This is a genomic window from Paenibacillus sp. NPDC058177 (genome assembly GCF_042883835.1).
Lineage (GTDB): Bacteria > Bacillota > Bacilli > Paenibacillales > Paenibacillaceae > Paenibacillus_AQ > Paenibacillus_AQ agri.
This window is the reverse complement of record NZ_JBHVVB010000001.1, coordinates 640,578-663,441: the sequence shown is the minus strand read 5'-3', so window position 1 is coordinate 663,441 and position 22,864 is coordinate 640,578. Positions and strand designations below refer to the sequence as shown.

At 45.5% G+C, this 22,864-nt stretch carries 20 protein-coding genes and 3 pseudogenes; 9 read left to right on the top strand and 14 right to left on the bottom strand.

Annotated features, from left to right (window positions below):
• Nucleotides 1–120 precede the first annotated feature (120 nt).
• Nucleotides 121–417: a phosphatidylinositol kinase gene (locus ACFVU8_RS03050; RefSeq protein WP_175373305.1), complete on the top strand. Its 297-nt coding sequence runs from the start codon at nt 121–123 to the stop codon at nt 415–417.
• Between the two features lie 124 nt (nt 418–541).
• On the opposite strand, the gene ACFVU8_RS03045 is transcribed toward ACFVU8_RS03050, so the two are convergent.
• Nucleotides 542–991 carry a DUF3939 domain-containing protein gene (locus tag ACFVU8_RS03045; protein WP_379464264.1) on the bottom strand — a complete coding sequence of 150 codons (450 nt, stop codon included), beginning with the start codon at nt 989–991 and terminating at the stop codon, nt 542–544.
• A 120-nt stretch (nt 992–1,111) separates the two neighbouring features.
• Nucleotides 1,112–1,708: a DUF2087 domain-containing protein gene (locus ACFVU8_RS03040; protein WP_175373307.1), complete on the bottom strand. Its 597-nt coding sequence runs from the start codon at nt 1,706–1,708 to the stop codon at nt 1,112–1,114.
• A 225-nt stretch (nt 1,709–1,933) separates the two neighbouring features.
• On the opposite strand from ACFVU8_RS03040, the gene ACFVU8_RS03035 reads away from it, so the two are divergent.
• On the top strand, nt 1,934–2,914 hold the full coding sequence (locus ACFVU8_RS03035; RefSeq protein WP_387425795.1) for a YpdA family putative bacillithiol disulfide reductase: 981 nt from the start codon (nt 1,934–1,936) through the stop codon (nt 2,912–2,914).
• A gap of 23 nt (nt 2,915–2,937) precedes the next feature.
• Nucleotides 2,938–3,381: a DUF441 domain-containing protein gene (locus ACFVU8_RS03030; protein WP_387425794.1), complete on the top strand. Its 444-nt coding sequence runs from the start codon at nt 2,938–2,940 to the stop codon at nt 3,379–3,381.
• 1,572 nt (nt 3,382–4,953) lie between these two features.
• Here ACFVU8_RS03030 and ACFVU8_RS03025 read toward each other — a convergent pair.
• From ACFVU8_RS03025 to ACFVU8_RS03015, 3 genes are all read right to left on the bottom strand, one after another.
• Nucleotides 4,954–5,883, bottom strand: a complete 930-nt coding sequence (locus ACFVU8_RS03025; RefSeq protein ID WP_387425793.1) for a DUF4179 domain-containing protein — start codon at nt 5,881–5,883, stop codon at nt 4,954–4,956.
• Entirely contained in the window at nt 5,876–6,394 is a 519-nt protein-coding gene (locus ACFVU8_RS03020; RefSeq protein WP_387425792.1) for a sigma-70 family RNA polymerase sigma factor, read from the bottom strand. Before ACFVU8_RS03020 ends, ACFVU8_RS03025 begins: the two co-directional genes overlap by 8 nt.
• Nucleotides 6,395–6,797: 403 nt before the next feature.
• Complete coding sequence (locus tag ACFVU8_RS03015) at nt 6,798–8,546, bottom strand: ABC transporter ATP-binding protein (RefSeq protein ID WP_379464269.1); 1,749 nt, start codon at nt 8,544–8,546, stop codon at nt 6,798–6,800.
• Nucleotides 8,547–8,673: 127 nt separating this feature from the next.
• On the opposite strand from ACFVU8_RS03015, the gene ACFVU8_RS03010 reads away from it, so the two are divergent.
• Nucleotides 8,674–9,189 (top strand): ADP-heptose synthase, encoded by a 516-nt coding sequence (locus ACFVU8_RS03010; protein ID WP_175373366.1) that lies wholly within the window; start codon nt 8,674–8,676, stop codon nt 9,187–9,189.
• Between the two features lie 86 nt (nt 9,190–9,275).
• Here the strand turns inward: ACFVU8_RS03010 and ACFVU8_RS03005 are convergent, their stop codons facing one another.
• Complete coding sequence (locus ACFVU8_RS03005; protein WP_379464270.1) at nt 9,276–9,593, bottom strand: HesB/YadR/YfhF family protein; 318 nt, start codon at nt 9,591–9,593, stop codon at nt 9,276–9,278.
• A gap of 479 nt (nt 9,594–10,072) precedes the next feature.
• Here ACFVU8_RS03005 and ACFVU8_RS03000 point away from each other — a divergent pair, with 479 nt between their 5' ends.
• The 5 genes and pseudogenes from ACFVU8_RS03000 (at nt 10,073) to ACFVU8_RS02980 (ending at nt 16,308) form a co-directional block, all read left to right on the top strand.
• A complete protein-coding gene (locus tag ACFVU8_RS03000) occupies nt 10,073–11,821 on the top strand; it encodes an ABC transporter ATP-binding protein (RefSeq protein WP_175373313.1) in 1,749 nt (582 codons plus the stop codon).
• 40 nt (nt 11,822–11,861) lie between these two features.
• Nucleotides 11,862–13,955 carry an ABC transporter ATP-binding protein gene (locus ACFVU8_RS02995; RefSeq protein WP_387425791.1) on the top strand — a complete coding sequence of 698 codons (2,094 nt, stop codon included), beginning with the start codon at nt 11,862–11,864 and terminating at the stop codon, nt 13,953–13,955.
• Nucleotides 13,956–14,721: 766 nt separating this feature from the next.
• Nucleotides 14,722–15,159 carry a hypothetical protein gene (locus ACFVU8_RS02990; RefSeq protein ID WP_387425790.1) on the top strand — a complete coding sequence of 146 codons (438 nt, stop codon included), beginning with the start codon at nt 14,722–14,724 and terminating at the stop codon, nt 15,157–15,159.
• A gap of 1 nt (nt 15,160) precedes the next feature.
• The gene (locus ACFVU8_RS02985) at nt 15,161–15,421 is read left to right on the top strand and encodes a helix-turn-helix transcriptional regulator (RefSeq protein WP_175373316.1); all 261 of its coding nucleotides are present in this window, start codon (nt 15,161–15,163) and stop codon (nt 15,419–15,421) included.
• Between the two features lie 3 nt (nt 15,422–15,424).
• A pseudogene (locus ACFVU8_RS02980) lies at nt 15,425–16,308 on the top strand (NAD(P)-dependent alcohol dehydrogenase).
• A gap of 323 nt (nt 16,309–16,631) precedes the next feature.
• Here the strand turns inward: ACFVU8_RS02980 and ACFVU8_RS02975 are convergent.
• The 8 genes and pseudogenes from ACFVU8_RS02975 to ACFVU8_RS02945 form a co-directional block, all read right to left on the bottom strand.
• Nucleotides 16,632–17,159 (bottom strand): hypothetical protein, encoded by a 528-nt coding sequence (locus ACFVU8_RS02975; protein WP_387425789.1) that lies wholly within the window; start codon nt 17,157–17,159, stop codon nt 16,632–16,634.
• 18 nt (nt 17,160–17,177) lie between these two features.
• A complete protein-coding gene (locus ACFVU8_RS02970) occupies nt 17,178–17,348 on the bottom strand; it encodes a hypothetical protein (RefSeq protein ID WP_387425788.1) in 171 nt (56 codons plus the stop codon).
• 153 nt (nt 17,349–17,501) lie between these two features.
• A pseudogene (locus ACFVU8_RS29955) lies at nt 17,502–17,615 on the bottom strand (RHS repeat-associated core domain-containing protein); the annotation flags it as partial.
• A 605-nt stretch (nt 17,616–18,220) separates the two neighbouring features.
• The gene (locus ACFVU8_RS02965) at nt 18,221–18,799 is read right to left on the bottom strand and encodes a hypothetical protein (RefSeq protein ID WP_387425787.1); all 579 of its coding nucleotides are present in this window, start codon (nt 18,797–18,799) and stop codon (nt 18,221–18,223) included.
• 4 nt (nt 18,800–18,803) lie between these two features.
• Entirely contained in the window at nt 18,804–19,487 is a 684-nt protein-coding gene (locus ACFVU8_RS02960) for a hypothetical protein (protein WP_387425786.1), read from the bottom strand.
• 114 nt (nt 19,488–19,601) lie between these two features.
• Nucleotides 19,602–20,839, bottom strand: a pseudogene (locus tag ACFVU8_RS02955) (IS110 family RNA-guided transposase).
• 186 nt (nt 20,840–21,025) lie between these two features.
• Nucleotides 21,026–21,829: a recombinase family protein gene (locus tag ACFVU8_RS02950; protein ID WP_387425785.1), complete on the bottom strand. Its 804-nt coding sequence runs from the start codon at nt 21,827–21,829 to the stop codon at nt 21,026–21,028.
• A 319-nt stretch (nt 21,830–22,148) separates the two neighbouring features.
• The gene (locus ACFVU8_RS02945) at nt 22,149–22,700 is read right to left on the bottom strand and encodes a rolling circle replication-associated protein (RefSeq protein ID WP_387425784.1); all 552 of its coding nucleotides are present in this window, start codon (nt 22,698–22,700) and stop codon (nt 22,149–22,151) included.
• Nucleotides 22,701–22,864 lie beyond the last annotated feature (164 nt).

Genomic DNA, 22,864 nt, shown 5'->3' with positions numbered 1-22,864 from the left:
CACCCCATCTGTATTAATTATCATCCTATAGGCGAATACCGTGGTCGTTCTGGGTTGCAGTCCATAGACTGGTGTCAGGAGTTTAAATTCAGATGGGTATTTCTTAGGGAGGGTAATCTTATGGAAACGCAAGACATTCAACAAATCAGCTGGAACTGTATGAATAAATATGTTGGGATCGTGACGACGGACGGTCAATCCCATGACGGATTTATTGCTCACGTTGATCAGGATTATATTACACTGGCAATTCCGACAGGTGAAATCATGAATCAGGCAAACGGAATGCCTGCACAAGGCTCTACTTACAGACAATTCGGCTTCCGTCCCGGATTCTTTCCAAGACGGCGGTTTATCCATCGGCGTATTCCTTTTTTCGGTATCAGGGACCTGTTCCTGCTTCCCTTCTTTATCTAGCTTGCACTTACCCGTTTCCACATTTCACACATCAACAAAAAGACTGTCTTGGAAAAGGGTGTTGGTTTCCCTTCATCCGAGACAGTCTTTATTTTCTAACCCCCTGCTCACCCTGTCACCCCCGTTACTCGAAATGCTCCGGTCTGTGAGTAAGCATCATTTCCTCTTCCGTGATATACAGTGGAAAAGGCGGGGTCTCCTTGAGATACCTTTCAGTTGACAGAAGCCGGTAGTGCACCTCGGGCAACCAGGCATCCTCCAGTAGCGGCAGCTTGCCGGTATCGCTAATATAGTTGTCCACAGCGGACTGAACCATGTCCAAATAATAAGGAATTAGCTTGTCTTTTTCCTCAAAGATTTCAAAGGTCTCACGAGACATAAAGAATTTCTGCTCCGGAACACCGCCTAAATAACGTTTGAGACGGTCCACATCAATACTCTTATCTTCATTGATCAGTACAGTGCGATTGATCGGGTCCGGCATATCGGCTTCAAACTGCCTCACAGCCTGCTTGATCTGCGGCAGAGTTACAGCAATGGTCGGGGATGCTTTTTTAGCGCGTTTAAATATCATACCGAAAGTCTCCTTTCAATGCATATATTAGTTAACGCTTACAATTCCATTTTATGCAATTCCCAATCCTTTAAACCGTTATACGCCCAAGTTTCACATAACCTTATCATTTGGAGCCTTTTATTTGACATATTCCCAATGTGTCCACATCTCCGGCGGATTCAGCTCGTACTTGTCATTCTCCCGGTACATGAACTGATGCATGATGAACTCCCGGCGGATCGTGGCAAAATCGTCGTGAAACGGCTTGATGAACTCATTGATCTCTTTCTCGGTGTACACCACACCAGGCTCCAGCTTCTCCACAATGTACTGCAAGGCAATCAGCTTCTTCTTGTACTGGGCCGGAATTTGCCGCAGACGGCCATCCTTGGCGAAGAAATTACGAATCACCGACTCCTTGAGACTGTTCTCAGGTGACTGCTCTTCCATATCCCGGGCTCCTTTCGCAAAAATAAACTCCAAAGATGCTTCCGCATTCTCTCTGATGAACTCAGGATTTAACTTGAAAAAGACTGTATTCTTGTCACGACGTTCCTTAATCAGCGCAGCTTCGCGCAATTTGGCGGCATGATGGGTAACCGTTGGCTGGGATAGATTCAGCTTCTCAGCCAGCGCATGTCCGTGCATCTCTCCTTGAGATAACAAGAGCAACATGCGAAGGCGGGTTGGGTCGGCCAGTGCCTTATGATAATTAACGATTTTGTCGAGCTGCACTTGATACACTCCTTATGACGTCCAGATCTTGATGGTAAAGTTGAAATAACTTTAGATATATATCTAATTATACACCATCCTAACATTACAAGCAATATAAAAGCGCTTACTTTTCGTCCTTATGGAAAAAAATTTGGATTTGGAGTAGGATTTAGAGGTCCGGCTTTTTGCCGGGTCCGTTATACAGAATAAAAAGATAGGATTTCACGGGAGGTTACCAGCAACATGAAAGATGTTATCATCATCGGGGCCGGGCCCTGCGGGCTTTCAACAGCTATCGAATGCCAGCGTCAGGGGCTGTCCAGCCTCATTATTGAAAAGAACTTCATTGTCCATTCTATTTATTTGTATCCCACCAATATGCAGTTCTTCAGCACGGCAGAGCTTCTGGAAATTGGCGATGTACCATTCACCTCTCCAAATGACAAGCCTTATCGCCATGAAGCGCTTGTCTACTACCGCCGCGCTGCTGAGCAGCATGGTGTGGAAATTGCCGCTTATGAAGAGGCGCTGTCAATTGAAACACTCGAGGATGGAACTTTTGTCGTACATACATCCAATATGCGCGGCGAGCAGCACAGTCATAAAGCGGGTCATGTTGTGATTGCGACCGGTTATTTTGACCAACCTAATATGATTGGTATTCCCGGCGAGGAGCTTCCAAAGGTCACTCACTACTTCGGGGAAGCACACCCTTACACAGGGATGAAGGTTACCGTCATAGGTGGCAGTAACTCGGCAGTAGATGCTGCGCTGGAGCTGATGCGTGTGGGTGCCTCTGTAGATATGGTCTATCGCGGAGACAGCATTTCGGACAATATTAAGTCATGGGTACGGCCGATCTTCGAAGGCATGGTGCAAAAAGGAAAGATCCGGCTGCATCTTCAGTCCCGTGTTACAGAAATTAAGCCGGATTCAGTATTGATTACAAGTCATAATGGCGAGACTAACGTCATCGACAATGATTTTGTCCTGGCGCTAACTGGCTTCAAGCCAAGCCGGGCCCTGCTCTCTTCCGCAGGTGCAGCTATGAATGACGATCTGGATAAACCTGTATACGACCCTGTTACCATGGAGTCAACGGTGCCAGGGATCTACGTAGCAGGAGTGATCGCTTCCGGTCGCAATGCTAATGAGGTCTTCATTGAGACTGGACGGGGACATGGCAAACTGATTGTGGATCACATCCTCTCGAAGTCAAGGTAATCAGACAAGGAGTTGAAGCACGGATGGACATGACTTCTTTGCTGCTGCTGGGACTGGCCGCACTGGGTATTGTCAGCAACAATTCGCCTGTCACTATCGCGATGGTCGTTCTGCTGCTAATAAGGGTACTAGGGCTGCATCAAGCCTTCCCCTGGCTGGAGAAATACGGACTCACCATCGGGATTATCATCCTGACGATCGGCGTCATGACCCCGCTGGCCAGCGGCAAAATCTCTCTGCAGACGGTCGGCCAGTCCTTCCTGCACTGGAAATCGCTCGCTGCGATCGGCATCGGCATTCTTGTGGCCTATCTTGGCGGACGCGGCGCTATCCTGATGGGCAACCAGCCCACCGTTGTCGCCGGTCTCCTGATCGGAACAGTTATCGGTGTGGCCTTCTTCAAGGGCGTGCCGGTCGGCCCGCTGATCGCCGCGGGGATTCTATCGCTGCTGATCGGAAAAATGTAGTTATACGGAACGAGAGGGAATTCGTCCATTTGACGGCTTTTAAATTCGTTTATTTCACCTGCTCTTCATGAACGCACAAAAAACCGCTTCAGTAGTTGAAGCAGTTTTTTGCGTTTATTGGCAAAAGCTTTATAGAGAGCGGACTTTTATCGGTTGGTTAGAAATGATCTGTATGATTAAGTGATATTAAGATTCAAAAAAAGAGCAAGCTGAGGATAAAATAGAGGATCAAACAAAGAACTGTACAGAGGCCATGAAAAAGACCATACTGAACACTATACCGACGACTATACTGAGACCATACTGAAGACCATACTGAAGATTATACCGAGGGATCCGTCGCTATTCAGCCGAGAAATATCCTGCGGATGTGCGAGCATTTGCAAGAAAAAACTCAATACAGAGGGAGATGAAGTTAGGGCTTTAAGTAACCAATTCCCCATCCCCTGTACCACTCTTAGCCATGAAAATGATTCTCCCTCCTCTGCTTATAGCATTTTGCACCTTATATTGGTTGAGTAGAGATTTACAGGGAAAATGAGTGCGTTATTATACCTCATTTTCGTAGAGTAGAGGTATACAGGAAAATAAGTGCATTATTGTACCTTATTTTCGTCAATTAAGGGTAAATAAGTAAAATAAGAGCATTATTGTACCTTATTTTTAAAAAAAGTAAGCTAAAGGGCCTATTATGGAGAAATTAAGGTACAATATTGCACTTAATTCCAACATTCTCTTAGTTGCAAGTTATTTAAGGTACAAAAATGCCGTTAATTACACCTTGGAAATAAAGTGGCGTAAAACAAGCTGTGCACCACGATTGGAACCTAGTCAGCCACCAAAAAGCAAGGCATTCTGGAATTTCCGGCAGCACGAAGAAAGAAAACCTCTCGATGACTATTTTACATTAAATCAAGCCATATACGATGGAAAGCGCTTGAAATTTGGGGACAGCCTATGCTTTCGCTGCGAGCTTTCCTCCGGAAAGCTTTCAGGAGATCGCTTTCGCTCCTGCAGTTCGACACCTATAGTTCCACTCCTATACTTCCATTCCTTTCTCGTTCGTTCCTTTTCGCTTTGCTACTTTCTTTGGTTATTCTATGATTCGAAATAGGCTAAACGGAGGGGTGTGCGTTGAGTTTATTGACAAAAAGGAATTTGAAATTGATAAGGTACTTTTTTTCTTTGGGAATAATCGTATTTACCGTCTGTATTTTTATTAATCCATTTGAAAGGTATTTCCTGGGTTTAATAACTTTAAACTTGAGTTTAGTTATGCTTATTCAGTCTATAGAGATAAAAAAATATGAATCAAAGGCTCATGTAGACCTTCAATTCATATTTTGTGTAATTTCTTTTGTTTTGTGTTTAGCAGCTTCGTGCTACATCTTCATTCCAAACTCGTGAAATTATATGTTTGCGCATCTTTTCGGAACTTATATCTAGATATGGACTCTTTCTGCAGTGTCTCGGTAACTTTGCAAATGCATTTGCCAGCTTAAGCTGGTATTGCCCAGATTAGCTGAGCAACATGGTGTTACTGAGCAACGCGATTTACTCAGCCACGTGGTGTTACTCATCAGCAGTAATCGATTGCGGAAGCTCGCCTGCCATTCTTTTCTCCACAACCAACGGTTCTGCATAGCCATGCTCTGCCTGAATCTTCTTCATGGCTTCCTGCGCCGCTTTCTCCGTCGGATAATACCCTGCTTCCACGAGGAATAAGCCCTTCTGGTCCTTCAGCATACGTAATCCCTCTACCCCGAACAGCATTTCTTCAGCAATAGCTAGCGTCTCCCCAGCGGGCTGGGAAGGTGTCCGCAGCGAATACACAGGTTGCTCTTGAACGCCTGCTCCCTTCTTCAATGTAATCACCACTTGTGCAGGATCTTTGTACTCTTTGACCTCATAGGCAACCGGCTCTTTGAAAGTTACACTAAACCGAATAGCGGAGTCATCGAGCGTGATGAGCGGATAGGCATCCTCTACATAACGACTCTCCTTCAGAATCTCCAAGTCTTTGGAAGCTGAGAATTTTCTCACTCCGCCAATGGATAGGGTCATGGTGTATGGATACTCCGTGAACTTCACGTTATACGAACTCGCCAGTGTCTGATCTTCATCAGGGTTGGCAAAATTCAAGATTAACTGATCACGCTCGCCCTGTGTCTTCAAAGCAATAAAGTCCACATCGACCCCATCTTGGATCGTGCCGCCACCAGCGCTTCCGTGGGTAAACTGCAACACCTCTACCAGCTTGCCCAGTACAGGCACTTGCTCCAGACTTCCTGCGAATGCAGGCATCGTATTCACACTTATAGTAAAAGAAATCAGCACCGCCGCCGCTGCTGAACCGCCCCATTTCAGGCTCCGCCGTACCACGCTATTTTTGCGCCGATGTTGCTTGCCTCTTTCAATCCCCTTATGGACAGCGGCCGACAGCTCTTGAGGAATCTCTATATCGTTATATGCTTGCTGCATCACTTCCAGTTTCTTATCCAAGGTGCTCACTCTCCTCCAGATTGACTTTTAATTTCTCCAACCCTCTGTAGAGGACCGATTTGACCGAACTCAAGGGCTGTTCCAGGATTTCCGCAATTTCTTTCAGCGGCAAGTCTTCGAAATACCTCATAACGATTACCATTCGCGACTTTTCATCCAGTCCGTCCAGCGCTTCGTGCAAGTCAATGATTTCTTCCTTCTGCCCCGGTACATAGCTGCCTTCAGGTTCTTTCTCCATGTAGATGATTTTCTGGGATTTACGGATATGATCCAGCGCGCAGTTGACGGCAATCCTGGTAATCCAGGTCGTAAAATATTGCGGCTGCTGCAATTTATAAATGGAAATATAGGCTTTATAGACTGTCTCCTGGACAATCTCCAGCGCCTCATCCTTGTTCCTGACATAAGAAAATGCCATTCTGTAAATCCGCTCCTGCATGCCCTCGATCAGGGTGGTGAAGCTGTCTTCATCGCCGGCGATTGCCCGCTCAGCCAGTACTTCAACGTTCATGCTGCTCACTTCCTTTCTTAACGTATACACCAGTTAGACGTGCAGCCCTCCCAAAAAGACGCAAGGACTCAAAAAAACTTTTGCTGATGCTATAAAAAGACGAACTTAAGATATGAACGTAAGGCTCGGTCGTCACTACGGTGAATGTTGGACTTCCGGTCGCTTTCCGGTCGCTGTTGTCCCCAGATTTCTTTGATTAAACCGCTTTTAGCGGATGAAATCTGGTGACAAAGGCGAACGCGTTCGCTCCTACAGTTCCAACCTTTCCTCCTTCGTTCCTTCTCGCTTTTTGTTATTTTCTTATGTGCATCTTATAAATCAAGCAAATGAAAAAAGCGGCGTCTCTCCCGAGATCACCGCTGCTCTCTTCTATGCAATCCAGCCAGTGGATATGCTGTCTAAATTAAACGTCCAATCGCTGTACGTTAAAGAGCCGGGCATAGCTTCCATCCAATGCCATCAGCTGTTCATGTGTGCCCCGTTCTGTAATCGATCCATTCTCCAGCACGACAATCTGATCGGCATGGGTAATCGTAGACAGCCGGTGAGCAACAATCAGGGTCGTCCGCTCCGAAGCCAGCGACTGAAGTGACTGCTGAATCAGATGCTCTGACTCGAGGTCCAGTGCTGAGGTGGCTTCATCCAGAATAAGCACCTTAGGATTTTTGAGGAAAACACGGGCAATCGCAATCCGCTGCTTTTGTCCGCCGGACAGCTTCACGCCCCGCTCGCCCACTTCTGTGTCATAACCTTGCGGCAGTTGCATGATGAAATCATGGGCATTGGCTGCCTGCGCCGCCGCGATGATGCTCTCTTCAGGTGCCTGCGGATTCCCGAATAGAATATTTTCACGCACCGAACCGCTGAACAGGAAGTTGTCTTGAAGGACCATCCCGACAGCTCCGCGCAGACTCTCCTGCGTTAAGCTCCGAATATCTTGATCGTCTACGCATAGACTACCCTCAGTTACATCATAGAAGCGCGGAATCAGGCTGATCAGCGATGATTTGCCCCCACCACTCATGCCAACAAAGGCCACCGTTTGTCCCGGCTGAATGGATAGATCAATATCTTTTAATACCCAATCGCCTTCCGGGCTGTACTTGAACCACACATGACGGAAGTCGATCGCGCCCGACCCTCCACTCAAATTTCTGGCTCCCGGCTCATCGACGATATCATAGGGCTCCTCAAGCAGCTCCAGCACCCGCTCTAATGAGGCCGAGGCCTGAGTCAGAACCGTAGAAGAGTTAATCAGGCGCCGAAGCGGCGCATACATCCGATCCAGATAACCGAAGAAAGCTACAAAGGTCCCAAGGGTCAGATTCCCCTGTATAACTTGATAACCTCCGTACCCGATCACAAGCAATGGGGCGATATCCGTCAAGGTATTGATGATGGCAAAAGTGAACGCATTCCAGCGCGTCTGGGCCATCGCCTTGTTCAGAAAATTGGCATTGATGCCTTCGAATTTCTTCTGGTCAACACGCTCCATCGTAAAGCTGCGGATCACAGAGATCCCTTGAATGCGCTCGTGCAAATAGCCCTGAATACCGGCCAGCGCCTGCGAGCGATCTTTGGTCAGGATCTTAAGCCGCTTATACAGCGTGTTCACTGCAATACCGTACAGAGGCAGTATTGCAATGGAGACCAGAGCCAGCACCGGATTCAGGTAGAACATGAACGCCAGAGCGAAGACCAGCGTGAACATATCCAGCCAGACATTCATCATGCCAACCTCTACCAGATTCTTCGTCTGCTCCACATCATTGATAAATCTGGAAATGGCCTCGCCTACTTTGGTATTCTGATAGTAACGTAGTGATAAGCGCTGCAAATGAGCGTATAGCTTGTTACGCATATCGAACAGCACTTTACTGGTAATGAGCTGGGCAAAATACTGACGGTAATATTCCACCGGCCCGCGAACGATAACGAATAACACAAAGGCACCGCCCAGGATCATCATTAATTGCGAAACTCGTTCGTTAACGGTCATCGCCGGATTCATCAAAAGGTCGTCCACGACGTATTTTAGAATAATAGGAAGTGTCAGCGGAATGCTGAATTTGATCATCCCTATGATCAGGGTGATAATGATCCATTTCATATATGGACGTACAAAGGTATAATAAGATTTCCAGTACTTCACAGGTTAGGGTGTCCTTTCTTTCTAGCTGGTGTGTGCATGGTGATGTTGACTTTTGCTCTCCACAATGTTTTTATAAGGCTATGTCCATTAGTAGGATAAGCAGCACCCGAACTTCAGGAGGATAATGATGTCAAGACAATTTGTGACGGAAGCCGTCATGATGGCGATTTACGGTCAACTTTTAGTGCCGGGAAGCCCTGTGGAATACATAGTTCCCTACACCTCGGTGATGGAATTATATGAACTGCGGGACAGCGATGAGCCGCTGATGAACCGTGCAGATGACGACAAGCATGTCAAGAGCAAGATCGGCGAGCTGATCGCATATTTTGAAGAACCGCTTAATGCCAAGAAAATCAATCGCTGTCTCGCTGTGCCTTGGGCCAAAAGCTCCGGGATTCTTCTGGGCGAGCAAGCGCAAATTACCATCATCAACAGTATGGATACCGCTCCGTACGGTGAGATGTTCGATCCGATTGAGACTGAGCTGCTTCTCTCCTCCCAGCGGGAGAACGTGCCTATTCTAACAGACCAATTCGAGCTGATCCAGCGCATTATCGAAGGCGGCGTCCCGGTTCAGGTGTTCGATATTGACGATTTTGATTTTGCAATGGAGGAAGATTCCTTCCGCAGCTCCCATTGATCCAGGGTAACTTCCCGGACTGATCTCCATATTCCATATGAAAAGCCCCTGCCTCGGCAGGGGCTTTTTGAAAATATAAGCACTTGCTACTTCTGAAGCTCAGCGGACGCGGTCTTTGCTTTATAAATGTATTCGATATCGTCCTCAGCCTCATGATATTCAATGGCGAGGTCATACCCCTCCATATACCACAAATCCTGCTCCTCCATAAAGAACACAATGCCCTCCTGCTCAATCCGGTCACCCGGCGTTACAGCGGCCTCGGTGGCGAGCCCCAGCGAGAATCCAGGATGGAGTCCGCCGCCCGAGCTATACCGGGGAAATAAACGAATAGAGTCTCCGTTATTAAGTGCCAGTTCTCGCTTGAACCATGCTGCAGCAGCTTGGCTAATTGCCATACTCATCTCTCTCAACTCCTTTGTGTAACCTTAATCATACTGAAAAAAATCAAAGATTCCAAACTGCTTTTTAAACAAAAGCTAAAAAAATTTGTTTGACAACGTCTTGAAGCGAATGATAAACTCTGAACATAACGAATATTCTTCAAGTTATTACCAAAAAATGAACGAAAGGGTGAGAGCGGTGTTTATCACAGTACAGGACCATTACTTTACAATTGTCGGCAACCATACACAATCGAATACCGAAGCAGCCCAAATGGTGGAACTCTCCTGAAGCTTTGCGGATCATACATACCGCATGTCTTAAGGTAACGAAAATCTTCCCATGCCAGGTGCTGCTTTGCACCGTGCGCATGATAGCCTCTAATTACACAGGTATATCGTCCGTTTTCGGATGATATGCCTTTTTTGTTGGAGATTTTCCACTATCCGCTGTATCCCAATTGCCGACTTAATTACAACCTGAAAGGAAGGGATTTACCTTGTTCTCTGTTCTTAAAAATCTCGGATGGTTCTTCCGCCGGGAAAAAAGGCGCTATTCGCTCGGCCTTTTCTTGCTGATCGCAGTAGGTGTGCTGGAACTATTGCCACCTCGCCTGCTCGGCAATGCCATTGACGAAATCGTCCGCGGCTCCGTCACGGCGAGCTCCCTGATCAAGTACATTGGTCTGATCGTGGCTTTGCTGCTATTTATCTACTGGATCACGTACATATGGATGCACAAATTATTCGGCGGCTCTAACCTTGTAGAGCGTCTGCTGCGTTCCCGGTTCATGAATCACCTGATGACCATGACCCCTTCGTTCTTCGAACGCAACCGTACCGGCGATCTTATGGCCCGGGCAACCAATGACATCCGTGCAGTCTCCGCTACTGTAGGATTCGGCATGCTGACCCTTGTAGATTCCACGGTATATCTTACCGTCGTCCTGCTGGCGATGGGATTTCTGGTCAGTTGGAAGCTTACACTGGCTGCCGTACTACCCCTGCCACTCATTGCAATAGCAATGGTCTTCTATGGTAAAGCCATACATGACCGGTACAGTCTGGCCCAGGATGCTTTTGGTGATATGAATGACCAGGTTTTGGAATCCGTCTCCGGCGTGCGTGTGATTCGTGCTTATGTACAGGAACGCCTTGATGAGAAGCGCTTTGCTGACATCACGGAAGATGTATACCGCAAAAATATGGCTGTAGCCCGGGTCGATGCCTTCTTTGAGCCAACCATCCGTTTCTGTGTAGGCTTGAGTTATATTATTGGACTCACCTATGGTATCTACTTAGTCTTCCGCAACCAGATCACGCTCGGCGATCTGATCTCCTTCAATATGTACCTCGGGATGATTGTCTGGCCGATGTTCGCCATTGGCGAATTGATCAACATTATGCAACGCGGCGGCGCCTCGCTGGAACGTATTGACGAAACCACGGGAACCCAGCCAGACGTAACCGATCTTCCGAACCCTGTAGATGTTGCAGCCGGACCTAACGGCATTGAATTGAAAAATGTGACCTTCCGTTATCCTTCATCCACCATTGATAATCTGATCGGAATCAACCTGTCCCTTGAACGCGGACAGACGCTAGGCGTTGTAGGGCGAACCGGTAGCGGTAAATCCACACTGCTGAAGCAGCTTCTGCATGAATATCCGACCGGTAGCGGAGACATTCTGATCTCCGGTGTGCCGATCCAGAAGATTACCTTAGACCAGTTGCACAGCTGGATGGGCTATGTTCCGCAGGAACAAATCCTGTTCTCCAAAAGTGTGCGGCAGAATATCCAGTTCGGACTGGAGAATGCCGGTGATGACAAGATTATGGACGCCATTACTGCGGCTGCATTCCAGAATGACCTCGGCACCTTGTCCGACGGACTGGATACGCTAGTCGGCGAACGCGGGGTATCCCTCTCCGGAGGACAAAAGCAGCGTGTCTCGCTGTCCCGGGCATTTATCGCCAATCCGGAAATTCTAATCTTGGACGATGCGCTGTCCGCCGTAGATGCACGAACAGAAGCACAGATCATTGAGAACATCCGGCAGGAGCGTGCCGGCAAAACAACGCTGATCTCTACCCACCGTCTCTCCGCCGTCGAACACGCCGATCAGATTGTCGTGCTGGACAACGGACATATTACAGAGCGGGGAACACACGAAGAACTGCTTGAATTAAACGGCTGGTACCGTGAACAATATGACAGGCAGCAGATCGAGAATAACCTGTCCAACTAAACAGCCTGAGCTACAGACCAACTAACAGGAGGTGTCACCGTTGACACAAAGTACAGGCAAACGCCTGCTCCAATATGCATTAACCGCTAAAAAAACATTTATCGCAGCCTTGCTGCTGCTGTCCATCGGCGTTGCAGCTGAGCTTGCCGGTCCCTTCATCGCCAAGAGCATGATCGACAACCATATGCTGGCGATTGAGAAGCCTTATTTCAAAACCGCATCTTCAGAGGAAGCCGCGGTCTATAATAATGAGTATTACAAACGCGCCGACCGCTTCCAGCCGGGTGAAGCCAAAGGCCAGGAAATCCGCCTGTTGCAGGCTGGGCGCAGCTTCTATTTTATCAACAGTGCTGTAGATCAGCCCGATGGTGAACGCACCTTCCGTGACGGAGAGCTTCATATCGTTCGCGGCGGGAATGAGGTCACCTATCCGGCAGTGAAGCTTTCTGTGGATGAGCTGTTCGCCTTCTACAAGCCCGAGCTGCCAGGCATCTATGAGCTGGTAGGGCTCTATGCCCTGTTCCTTGTAATCTCCATCTTTGCGGAATTTGGGAAAACCTACTGGCTGCAATCGTCAGCCAATCAGGTCATCCGCAAGCTGCGGACCGATGTCTATGCGCATATCCAGCGCCTTCCGGTTCACTTTTTTGACAACCTGCCTGCGGGTAAAGTCGTTTCCCGGGTCACGAATGATACGGAAGCCATCAAGGACCTGTTCATCGCCGTCTTATCCAACTTCAGCACCGGAGTAATTAATATTATTGGTGTCTATATCGCACTGTTCCTGCTGGATGTCCGCCTTGGATTGGTCAGTCTCTTCATTATTCCGGCACTAATCCTTTGGATTGTTATCTACCGGAAGGTGGCGACCAAGTACAACACGATCATCCGCTCCCGTCTGAGTGAGATCAACGCCATTATCAACGAATCCATTCAGGGGATGTCGATCATCCGGATTTTCCGCCGTCAGAAAGAGCGCAGCGAAGAGTTTGAGAAACTAAATGACGATTACCTGAAATATCAGAACAAAATGCTTAATCTCAATGCGCTGACCTCGCACAATCTGGTTAACTCGATCCGCAGCCTGTCCTTTGTCCTTGTCCTCTGGTACTTTGGCTTTGGCAGTCTGGACGGCTCAACATTCGTCTCGCTCGGTGTGCTGTATGCCTTCGTCGATGTACTGGGCCGGATGTTCCAGCCGATCACAGGTATGGTCAACCAGTTGGCGAACCTTGACAGCTCCATGGTCTCCGCAGGTCGTGTGTTCACACTGATGGATGAACCGGGCGAAGCTGTGACCGACGGCACCATGCCTCGCTATAAAGGCAATGTGGCTTTCAAGAATGTATCCTTCGCCTACAAAAAAGACTTTGTCCTGCGCGATATTTCTTTCGAGGCTCGTCCGGGTGAGACTGTCGCCCTGGTGGGACATACAGGTTCAGGCAAAAGCTCGATCATTAACCTGCTGTTCCGATTCTACGATCCGCAGAAAGGTTCTATCACGATTGACGGACAGGAGGTCACGAGCCTTCCGAAGCAGTGGATCCGTAACCATATGGGGATCGTTCTACAAGACCCTTACCTGTTCACCGGTACCATTGCTTCCAACGTTAGTCTTGGGGATGAACGCATCTCGCGTGAGCGTGTGGAACGGGCTTTGCGTGAGGTAGGCGCAGATAAACTGCTGGCCCATCTTCCGCAGGGTTTCGACGAACCGGTAGTGGAAAAAGGCAGTACGTTGTCAGCCGGACAACGTCAGCTAATTTCCTTTGCACGGGCTCTCTCCTTCGATCCGGCGATTCTGATTCTGGATGAGGCAACCTCCAACATCGATACCGAGACGGAGAGCATTATCCAGGAAGCGCTGGAGGTGCTGAAGAAAGGTCGTACCACCTTCATCATTGCCCACCGTCTCTCGACAATCCGCTCCGCAGACCAGATTCTGGTGCTGCACCGCGGGGAGATCGTAGAACGCGGCAACCATGATGAATTGATGGCGCTCGGCGGAAGATACTTCCGCATGTATCAGCTTCAGGTCGGTGCTGCCGCAGCGGAAAGTGCAAATCCTGTAGCAGCTGGTTCTGCACATCAGGCTGCTGTTGCTGGATTGCAGCCAGCATTTAAGAAAATGTAGCATATTCATGCCCCCTTTGCCTGCTGGCGGAGGGGGCTTTTTTTTCTTAAGTTCAGTCAATAGAAGCGGTTTAACGGATGAGAAATTGGGGAACAACAGCGATCACAAGTCCACACATCACTGGAATAATTGGCTGAGCCCAGGTTCGAAGCTTCAGAGGGGCTTTCGTAGCGGGAAAAATACCGTTAAATGCTTCCTTACATCTTATCAGTGCTTCCCAATACCACTGCTTCAAAAGGTTGAAACTCATGCATGGGGGCTAACGGACCCTATTGTCGTTATTTGCACATCAAGCAGCTTCTGGAATTTGTAACGGACTCAGGTGCCGCTATTTCCTCCCAAACCGTGGATTTTACACAGAATTTCTGCTCATAACGTCTCTGGAGTCCGTTATTTTCTGCTTACGGTTGATTGTAAGGAGATAACGTCTCTGGGGTCCGTTACCAGATGGAATAAGAAGCAAGTACTGATTTCGAGATAGATCCATAAATCAAGAGTTTAATTATGGGTTTTCTCAAAGCAACTACTTTCTCAACAATCTGAGCCTTTCCAATTATTACAACGCCCTATAGAGTAAAGTTAAGCCTTTCGACGCATTTGCGGGTGATTACAATTACGTTGTGTTTTTATTGCGTCCTTTATAGGAATTAAACAAAGCACTACACTCCAATGTAAAAAATATTTGACACGAAGTGAAGTTAACTATATTGTATGTATATAATTTTTTACATCATGTAAAATAAAACATACATAAAGGAGATGCCTCATGACGTATCACTCCAAAAAAGCAATCGTTTCCATCCTCACCTCCCTTCTTGTTTTCCTTTATCTTTTTATCGATATCCAGGGGGCGGGTTCCGCAGGAGTAGAATCTCTGCCACAGCTTTGGGGAGTCTTCTTCCTGAAATGGATCATAATCGAGGTTTTAGCGAAGATGGTGATCCTGATTGTTTTCAATATTTTGAACAGGTTAGCTACACGAGAAGCAGAACCTTCCTTTGCCGATGAACGTGATCGAATGATTGAGCTGAAAGCGGTCAGAAACTTTTGCTTTATGTTTTCCTTTGGTTTTTTCGTCGCAATGGGTGCACTAGCGATTCATTACCCCCTCTCAGTCATGTTTAATACCCTGGCAATAGACTTCTTTCTCTCCGGCCTAGTCTTGAACCTGTCCTACATCTTCTATTATCAGAGAGGATTTTGAAATGAAGAAGAACTTGGTCAAGAATAACATACGACAATTACGATTTATGAAACATGAGATGACCCAGCAGCAATTGGCCGATCGGGTCGGCGTGACAAGACAAACTATCGTTGCTATTGAAAAGGAGAAGTACTCCCCTTCGCTCGAACTGGCGTTTCTGATTGCTCAAGTGTTTGAGCTCCCGCTGGAAGAGATTTTTTCTTTTCATCCACAAGGAACTGACAGTAGCCAAGCAACATCACTTGAGGAAGAAGGGAAATAGCCTATGAAAGCTGCGATATGTACGAAATACGGGACACCAGATGTTATTCAGATTAAAGAAGTCAAAACACCGACTGTTCAAGACGACCAGGTATTGATTAAAGTGCATGCAACGACCGTAACTTCTGGTGACTGTGTGTTGCGTAACAGCAAGATGCTGGTTATGAGGCTGCTCTTTGGTCTCACGAAACCAAGAAAAGATATCCTGGGAAGTGAATTATCCGGGAAAATCGAGGCTGTCGGTATGAACGTCACCAAATTCAAGATTCCATAATTGCCTATACCGGGATGCAGGTTGGTGCTCATGCAGAATATATAACCCTCTCCGAAAATGCTGTACTCACGGCAAAGCCGGAAAACATGACGTTTGAGGAAAGTGCAGCTATTGCCTTCGGTGGTACGACGGCTCTATACTTTCTCCGAAAAGGAAACATTCACAGTGGTCAAAACGTGCTCATCTTTGGTGCTTCTGGAGCCGTGGGTACTTCCGCTATTCAGCTGGCTAAGCACTTCGGAGCCACTGTTACCGCTGTATGCAGCAGCCGCAATTTTGAACTGGTGAGGTCGCTCGGAGCAGATCACGTCATTGACTATACCCAAGAGGATTTTTCGAAAAAAGGGACGCGCTACGATCTTATCTTTGATGCTGTCGGCAAAAGCTCAAAGTCGAGCAGCAAAGAGGCATTAACTCCAAACGGCAAATATATTTCGGTAGCAGGCGGGCTTGCCAAAGAAAATCTTGACGACTTGCTCCTTCTTAAAGAGCTTGTAGAAGCTGGAGAATTGAAATCGGTCATCGATCAATGTTACCCCTTCGAACAGATTTCTCAGGCTCATGCTTACGTTGAAAAGGGTCATAAACAGGGGAATGTGGTCATAACGTTGTAGTCGTCAGATAGGTGAAGTGTGGAGGAATGAAGCCGCTGTGAGCCTGTGATGGATAAAGGAGGGCGACTCACTTGGCGCATCCTTATTTCGGATACCCACGTTGCGAACAGCCCTGCGGGTGGCAGGTTACCCGGAACTAGGTGTGTTAAAAAGAAAGCCTTGTGGGATTTCATGCCCCCAAGCTCTCACAATTAAGTTAGTATTAATTAATCAAGAGTGATAAGTATCTTCTATTATAAATATTCCAGTAATTCTCTCGTTTACAAAGCGAGTTATATCGAGAGGGCCAAAATCAATATTGAAATCTTTATAGATGAGCTCTACTATTCTTCCAAATAAGGTGATTCAAAACTCTCAACAAATAAACCTGAACTACTGATCTTTATTAAAGAATCATTACATTCCTTCACACTCCCAATATACATGTAATAATCAAAACCAAAGTGAACAAACATCTCTCTACTTTGAAATTCACTCCAAATCTTTTCTCTTAAAATTAATTGAGAAAGTAATTTCAACTCATACACAGGGATATGATCGCCATTTTTCACACTGTTATAAACACTTTTCATCTCGTCAGTGTAGATGGAATGGAATTCAGCTTTCTCCACGTCAAAGTAATACTTTTCTAGATCTACTACTTGAATTGTGTTTAAGTTATTCTCATTCATTATTAAATTTATAGCCGTTACATATAATGATTCAGTTTCTAAATAATGTTCTAACAGAAATTTCTCAGCTGAAAATACTTTTCCCACTTCACTTATTGATGTCCATTCTTCATTTTTATACACCCCTTTTATACGATTAGTTGGGTCATATTTAGTAATCCTCCAAAAGAATTTGTACATATTAATCTCCAATCCTATTTAATAAAGCACTTGAGTTTTTAAAACATTAGCTTTACCTCCACCGCCATAAATGCTTAAAATAGTGCCAAGAAAAGCATCGTTCAAAGATTGAACTTCGCCATAATCTCTCATTAATTGATTCTTTGCCGATGCTATCTGCTCATTGCTGCTTTCAGCTGATGTAGCCATATTAAAGAGATACAGCTATAGGTTTCTGCCCTTTTCCCCTAAATATTGAATAGGTTTTAATGAACCAAGACCGCTACGAATATCCCAATAGAGTTGTGATTTACTCCCAGCAATTCGAGCTGTTGTAAGCATCAAATCCACTTGGTTCTCAGTATAGTGTCCTGTTGGATCGACATGAGTTAACGGATTATTATGCACATACGTATACAAATTCAGCGTCAGCGGATTATCAATCTGCCCCTCAACCGTATCCAAGTTTATAAAGCGACTATTCTAATTAAAAAGAAGGTTACTGATCTTCAATAGTCACCCATTCAGATTATTTCATCCTGCTTGTATTTGAGTAATTTTGGAAATAAGTATACGCTTGGATTTCCATCATGTAGTAAATAACATTGACTAGCTTTTGCATGATGCATCAACAACTTGCTGCTCGGGTTTTATTACGTTTTATTACTACCAATCCCTACTATCAGTTCCTTGATTTCTTATTCGACCTGCACTATCATCAGCATACTTGTGGAGATGCCAACCCTTTCCCCATCCCATCGCTGACAATTGCGTAACACTTGTACTTTCATGCAAGTAAATTTTGATCAGGGAATAGATTATTAATTTATACAATAGTTGTACTCAATAGAACGAACCGATTCAGTTTAATAAATTCAGTATTTGTTAAGTAACTTGTTAACTTAAAAGAAACCACATGGGAGTTCATTTTCCATGCGGTCAATAAATAAATTATCGGGTTATATTTTGCACACTAGGTTTTAAACGACGATTAATAAATGAATAAGCACACTAACCCTATCTAAATAACGAGCGTTACCTTATAGCAATTTCGCACATGAAATAGTCAAAAAATTCAAGCATCAAGTAACTTTATCCCAAATATGAGGGGCCACCTGCCTGTAGCCCTTAAGACTATGATTGCTTATTTTCTTATCAAATCCAAAAACCCATCGCACCACATTATGACTATTGAGACAGAGTTCATGCACATCGTCATTATATTCCACTATTACCTCAACACCCAATGCTGAAACAATTAAATTATTTACCATCTCAGAAAATAACAACACTTCCGACACTTCATCATAAAAGGGTCGGGTGAATTCATCGATCGTATCGCTATCTAAATATGAATAATTCTTTGTGGCTAGAGAAACACTTGTCTCATAAATATTTCCTGTTTTATTTAAAATTAATGCAAAATTATTATTACTAATAATACCATTTATAGTAATAATCCTCCCTTTTTCAAGAAGCACAGTAATTTCTTTAGTTTCGATTTCACAAAAATGAATTTGCATATCGTCGAAGTCCCAATTTTCCACAGATTCAATCTCGTTGATAGAAGCATTAAATCCTTTTTGCTGTATGATACTAAGGAGCCAATTTAGATCTATCATTTTTTTTGTAAATATAATTAAATTAATATTAGCACTCACTTTTTCACCTCCCGCCATTCGCTTCTTTAATTGCCCTAATCACTCTTGTTGAATCTGCACCAGGATAAAGACTGATAAAATCTCCATTTTCTTTTAATCTCAACAGATCCTTTCCTTTCAAAAAATAATACTCATTATAATTTTTATCATAAACAACTCTATCTGGATTCATATATAGGTTATTAATATAATTTTTATATTCTAGATGAGTCATTCCCGGATAATCAACCTTATGTTCTCCATATTTTTTTCCTAATTGCTTGTTGTCAACTTTAATTTCAGGAAGTTTTAGATTCACAGTCCCCTTACTCGCTTCAGGCTTTGAAGCGTATAAGGGTGCCGTGGCGACTGACATTAAGCTACTAAATCCTCCCATCACAATCATATTTCCCAAAGGTACTGCTTCTACGTATTCTTGATATTGCGATTTGGTCATAAACTGCCAAAATGTCTGTTTACTTGTTTCATCATTTGATAACCATATTATGGAGGCATCAGCTCGATAATAACCACGCAGAACTCCATTATTTATATATGGCATACCTTCTAACATTACATCAGACATTTCATATTTTTGCGGAGTACTTGAACAACCCCCAGCATTTGTATTATTTCCATTAGCAGAAACGCAATAATTTCCTGATGGATCACTATAAATCAACGGATTATTATGAACATACGTATACAAATTCAACGTCAGCGGATTATCAATCTGCCCTTCATCGTATCCTAGTTTATAAAGCGACTACTCTAATTAATAAGGACGGTAACTGATTTCCAATCGCCGCCCCTCAAGATTATATCATCCTGCTTGTGCTATGGATACTTCTGGGATTACGTACGTTGCTTGGGTTTTCATCAAGTAGTAGATAACATTCACTAGCTTCCGCATAATGCACACAATGGCTTGCTGCTTGGTTTTTCCTGCGGCTAACTTTTGCTCATAGTACCAGTGGAAGTAGGGTTCCGGGGTACTTTTGTAGTACGTGTAACCAGAAGCTGACGGATCGCAAGCGATTTAATGATGTCGTGTAATACTCTGTTCCCCAGCTTACTCTTGTAGTTTCTGACCTTGTTTCCTGAGCCAACGATTACCGGAGCGATTCCGGCGAATCGGGCCAGCTTATCGGGCATAGCAAAGCGATAGATATTACCAATCTCTGCTACCAGCTCCGCTGCCGTGACGAGGTCAATGCCTGTCATGCTTTCCAGTTGGAAACCTAACTGATCCATCAGCCTCCTGATCTCTCCTTCACCCCGCCTCATTTCCCGTTTGTAAAAGCGGATGTTTCGCACAAGGCCTTTGACAATGAAATCCCGCTTATCTTGGAAATCACGAGTTGTGTCGCCGTCTTCTGCGATAAGAGACAGGATTTGCTCTGCTTTTTTGGTGGATAAACCGTTATTACTCAGCTTTCGGAGATACACGGCCAACTCCTCCACCTTCATACCTGACAGATGAGTCGGGGAAGGGTACTTATGCCAGAAGGCTAAGGCGGTTTTCCCAACAATTTCTGAGAAGAACTTTTTGTAACTTGGATAGTGATAGCCTAGCTGCTGATGTAGCCGCTTGACCCCATCAGTCAAATTCTTAGACTGCCAATTACGCTGGGTTACTAGCTGGCTAATGGCCCAGTACAGATCAATCGGCTTGGCATCCGGTAGATTGTGCAGTTCATCCCGTAAGACCTTAGCTACACATTCTGCATCCCAGGAGTCTGACTTCTGTATGGTTACGTGACTCTTACGTCTATTGTTCGCCAGTTTCGCATTAACTTCCTTCACGAAGCAGCCCTTTTCTGTTAAGTAGACTGCTAGTGCTCTACCGTAACCGCCTACATCCTCTAACCCGTAAACCACAGACATTCCCTTCGGGGTATGCTTCTTTACTTCTTTTTCAAGTAGCGGAAAGGCCTTAGGCTTGTTATCGAACTTAATTTCTCCTAGCCTATGATTCCAACAATCCAAAATGACGGCTGTGTGGTGCTGTTTATGCAGGTCAACGCCTACATATACTAACTGATCCGGCTTTATTATGATTGTCCACTCCTTGAAGTCAACCGGAGAAATCAAGAGTAAAGAAACAGGTCTGCATCCTCAGTTCGAGCGGACGGGCCGCAAAGATACGTTAGCAAAATCCTGTTTCTCCCTCATGGCTTCACACGACTCTTTATTTCATCGACTCATAAATCAACTTCTGTGTTAGCCACTCCTTATGCTCTTAAATCAATGAGAAATGCTACTGTTCTCCATTTCCAGAATCGCTAGATGGACACCGACAGCCTCCACGTTTCCGTAACGGTATATCCCGCCGTAAAACTCTTTACGATCAAGGATTCGCTTGACCTGAACCTTCGTGAACCGTTTACCTTGCTGGGTGGTGAAGCCCTCAGCGTTCAAGCGTCTCGCTAACTCTGCCAATGTCCAATCCGAATACCGCTCTCTCAGTTCAAACAGCCGCCTAATGGCTGACGCCTCCACTCGGTTAATCTCCATCACTTTTGTGCCTCGCTTGGCTGAATACCCAAAAGCTACGCGACCTCCGGCATATCCCCCTTGCTGTGCCTTCTTATTCCTTCCACGCCCAAGCTTCAAGGCAATTTCCAATCGCTGATATTGGTCGAGCAGTTCCATAAGTCCATTCATCAGAAAGTCATTCGGGTCTTTACGATGAATACTGTATGTCGGCTGCTCAATACTCCTGATGTCTACACTGTATTTCCTAAACTCCCGGTGGACTAACACTTTGACAAGATCACTTCGCCACAGGCGATTTGTATTCAAGACAACTACATAATCCACACCACCTGAAGAGAGTGCATCCAGCATCATCCGGAAACCTTCCCGCTCTACCTCCATGGCCTCTTCATCCACCTTAGCGCCGCTTACTCCGGCATCCGTATAGATCGTGATTAAATTCCAACCCTGCTCCTTGCAGTACGCTTTGATTTCGTCCTGCTGATACGATAGGCTGTATCCCTCTTTGACTTGCCCTTGCGTCGACACGCGAATATACCCAACTACGTTCATATGCCTTCTCCCAATCGCAACGAAAATTTTAATTACCGTAACGGCAGCTAGTTAGTGCCTATTATTTGGTAATTAATCCCTTTTAATAAAAGCAAGCATAGTACGCCCCGCAGAAGAGTTCAAGCTTTCTTTCCTTCGTTGTTAATTAGTATTAAGTTCCCATACAGGCTATCCAAGTAGCCTTCGGAGAGCTTAATTCCATGCAGAAACTCTAGTTTAAGCTCTAAATTATAGCTACCTTAACAGAGCAGAACCAAGTACGCCTGAGAGCCTGGAGGGACTTTTTATACACCTTTCGTTAAACTGCCGCGCTTCACTTTCAAGCAATAATTTGATGTGTTTCTAACCGGATATAATCCAAATAGTCCACAGGAAATTGTCTGGATTCCACCAGTTTTAGCTCAACTCCCATTTTCTGAAAACCCTCCATAAGCTCGTCATAGTTACCCTTAATTATTTCAGGCAGCTTTAGGTTCTTGCTTTGGAGGAACACTCGCTTGCCATAGGAGCGCTTATCCGCTTTAAATTCCTGAAGGTTCTTCAGGAGATACTTCTTAAGCTTATTTCTCCGATCTCCTGCAGATAATTCGTAAACTTGCCTAAAGTCAATATTTCCGTGACCCCAGATAGCCCTAAACGTACCTTCTGCCAGTGCCTCCCTCGGGATTCGGGGAAGATTCGCCAGTATGTGAAAGTGAATCGTTCCTCTGCCTTGAAATGATCTTACCGCAAGATATTTAAAGTCCCCATACCGCTCCCGCATCCGCTTTACCCAGTTTTCAAAATCCTTACTGGCTTTGGCCAGCGAAACGCACTCTTTTGCATACGTTAGGGTGATGTACTTGTGACCCTTGGCAAAGTTCAAATCCATCAGATTTTCGAATCGTTCTCGTTCTGCCAATGACAGTCGTCTTGGCTGTGGGATGCTGTTACATCGTGAGGAATTGCCCTTATCCAGTGACTCAGGTTTCAAGGGAAGGTTTAGATTTGTTTCCTTCCGCTTGGCGCTTAGGCATCGTTCGGTAGGGCTTCATG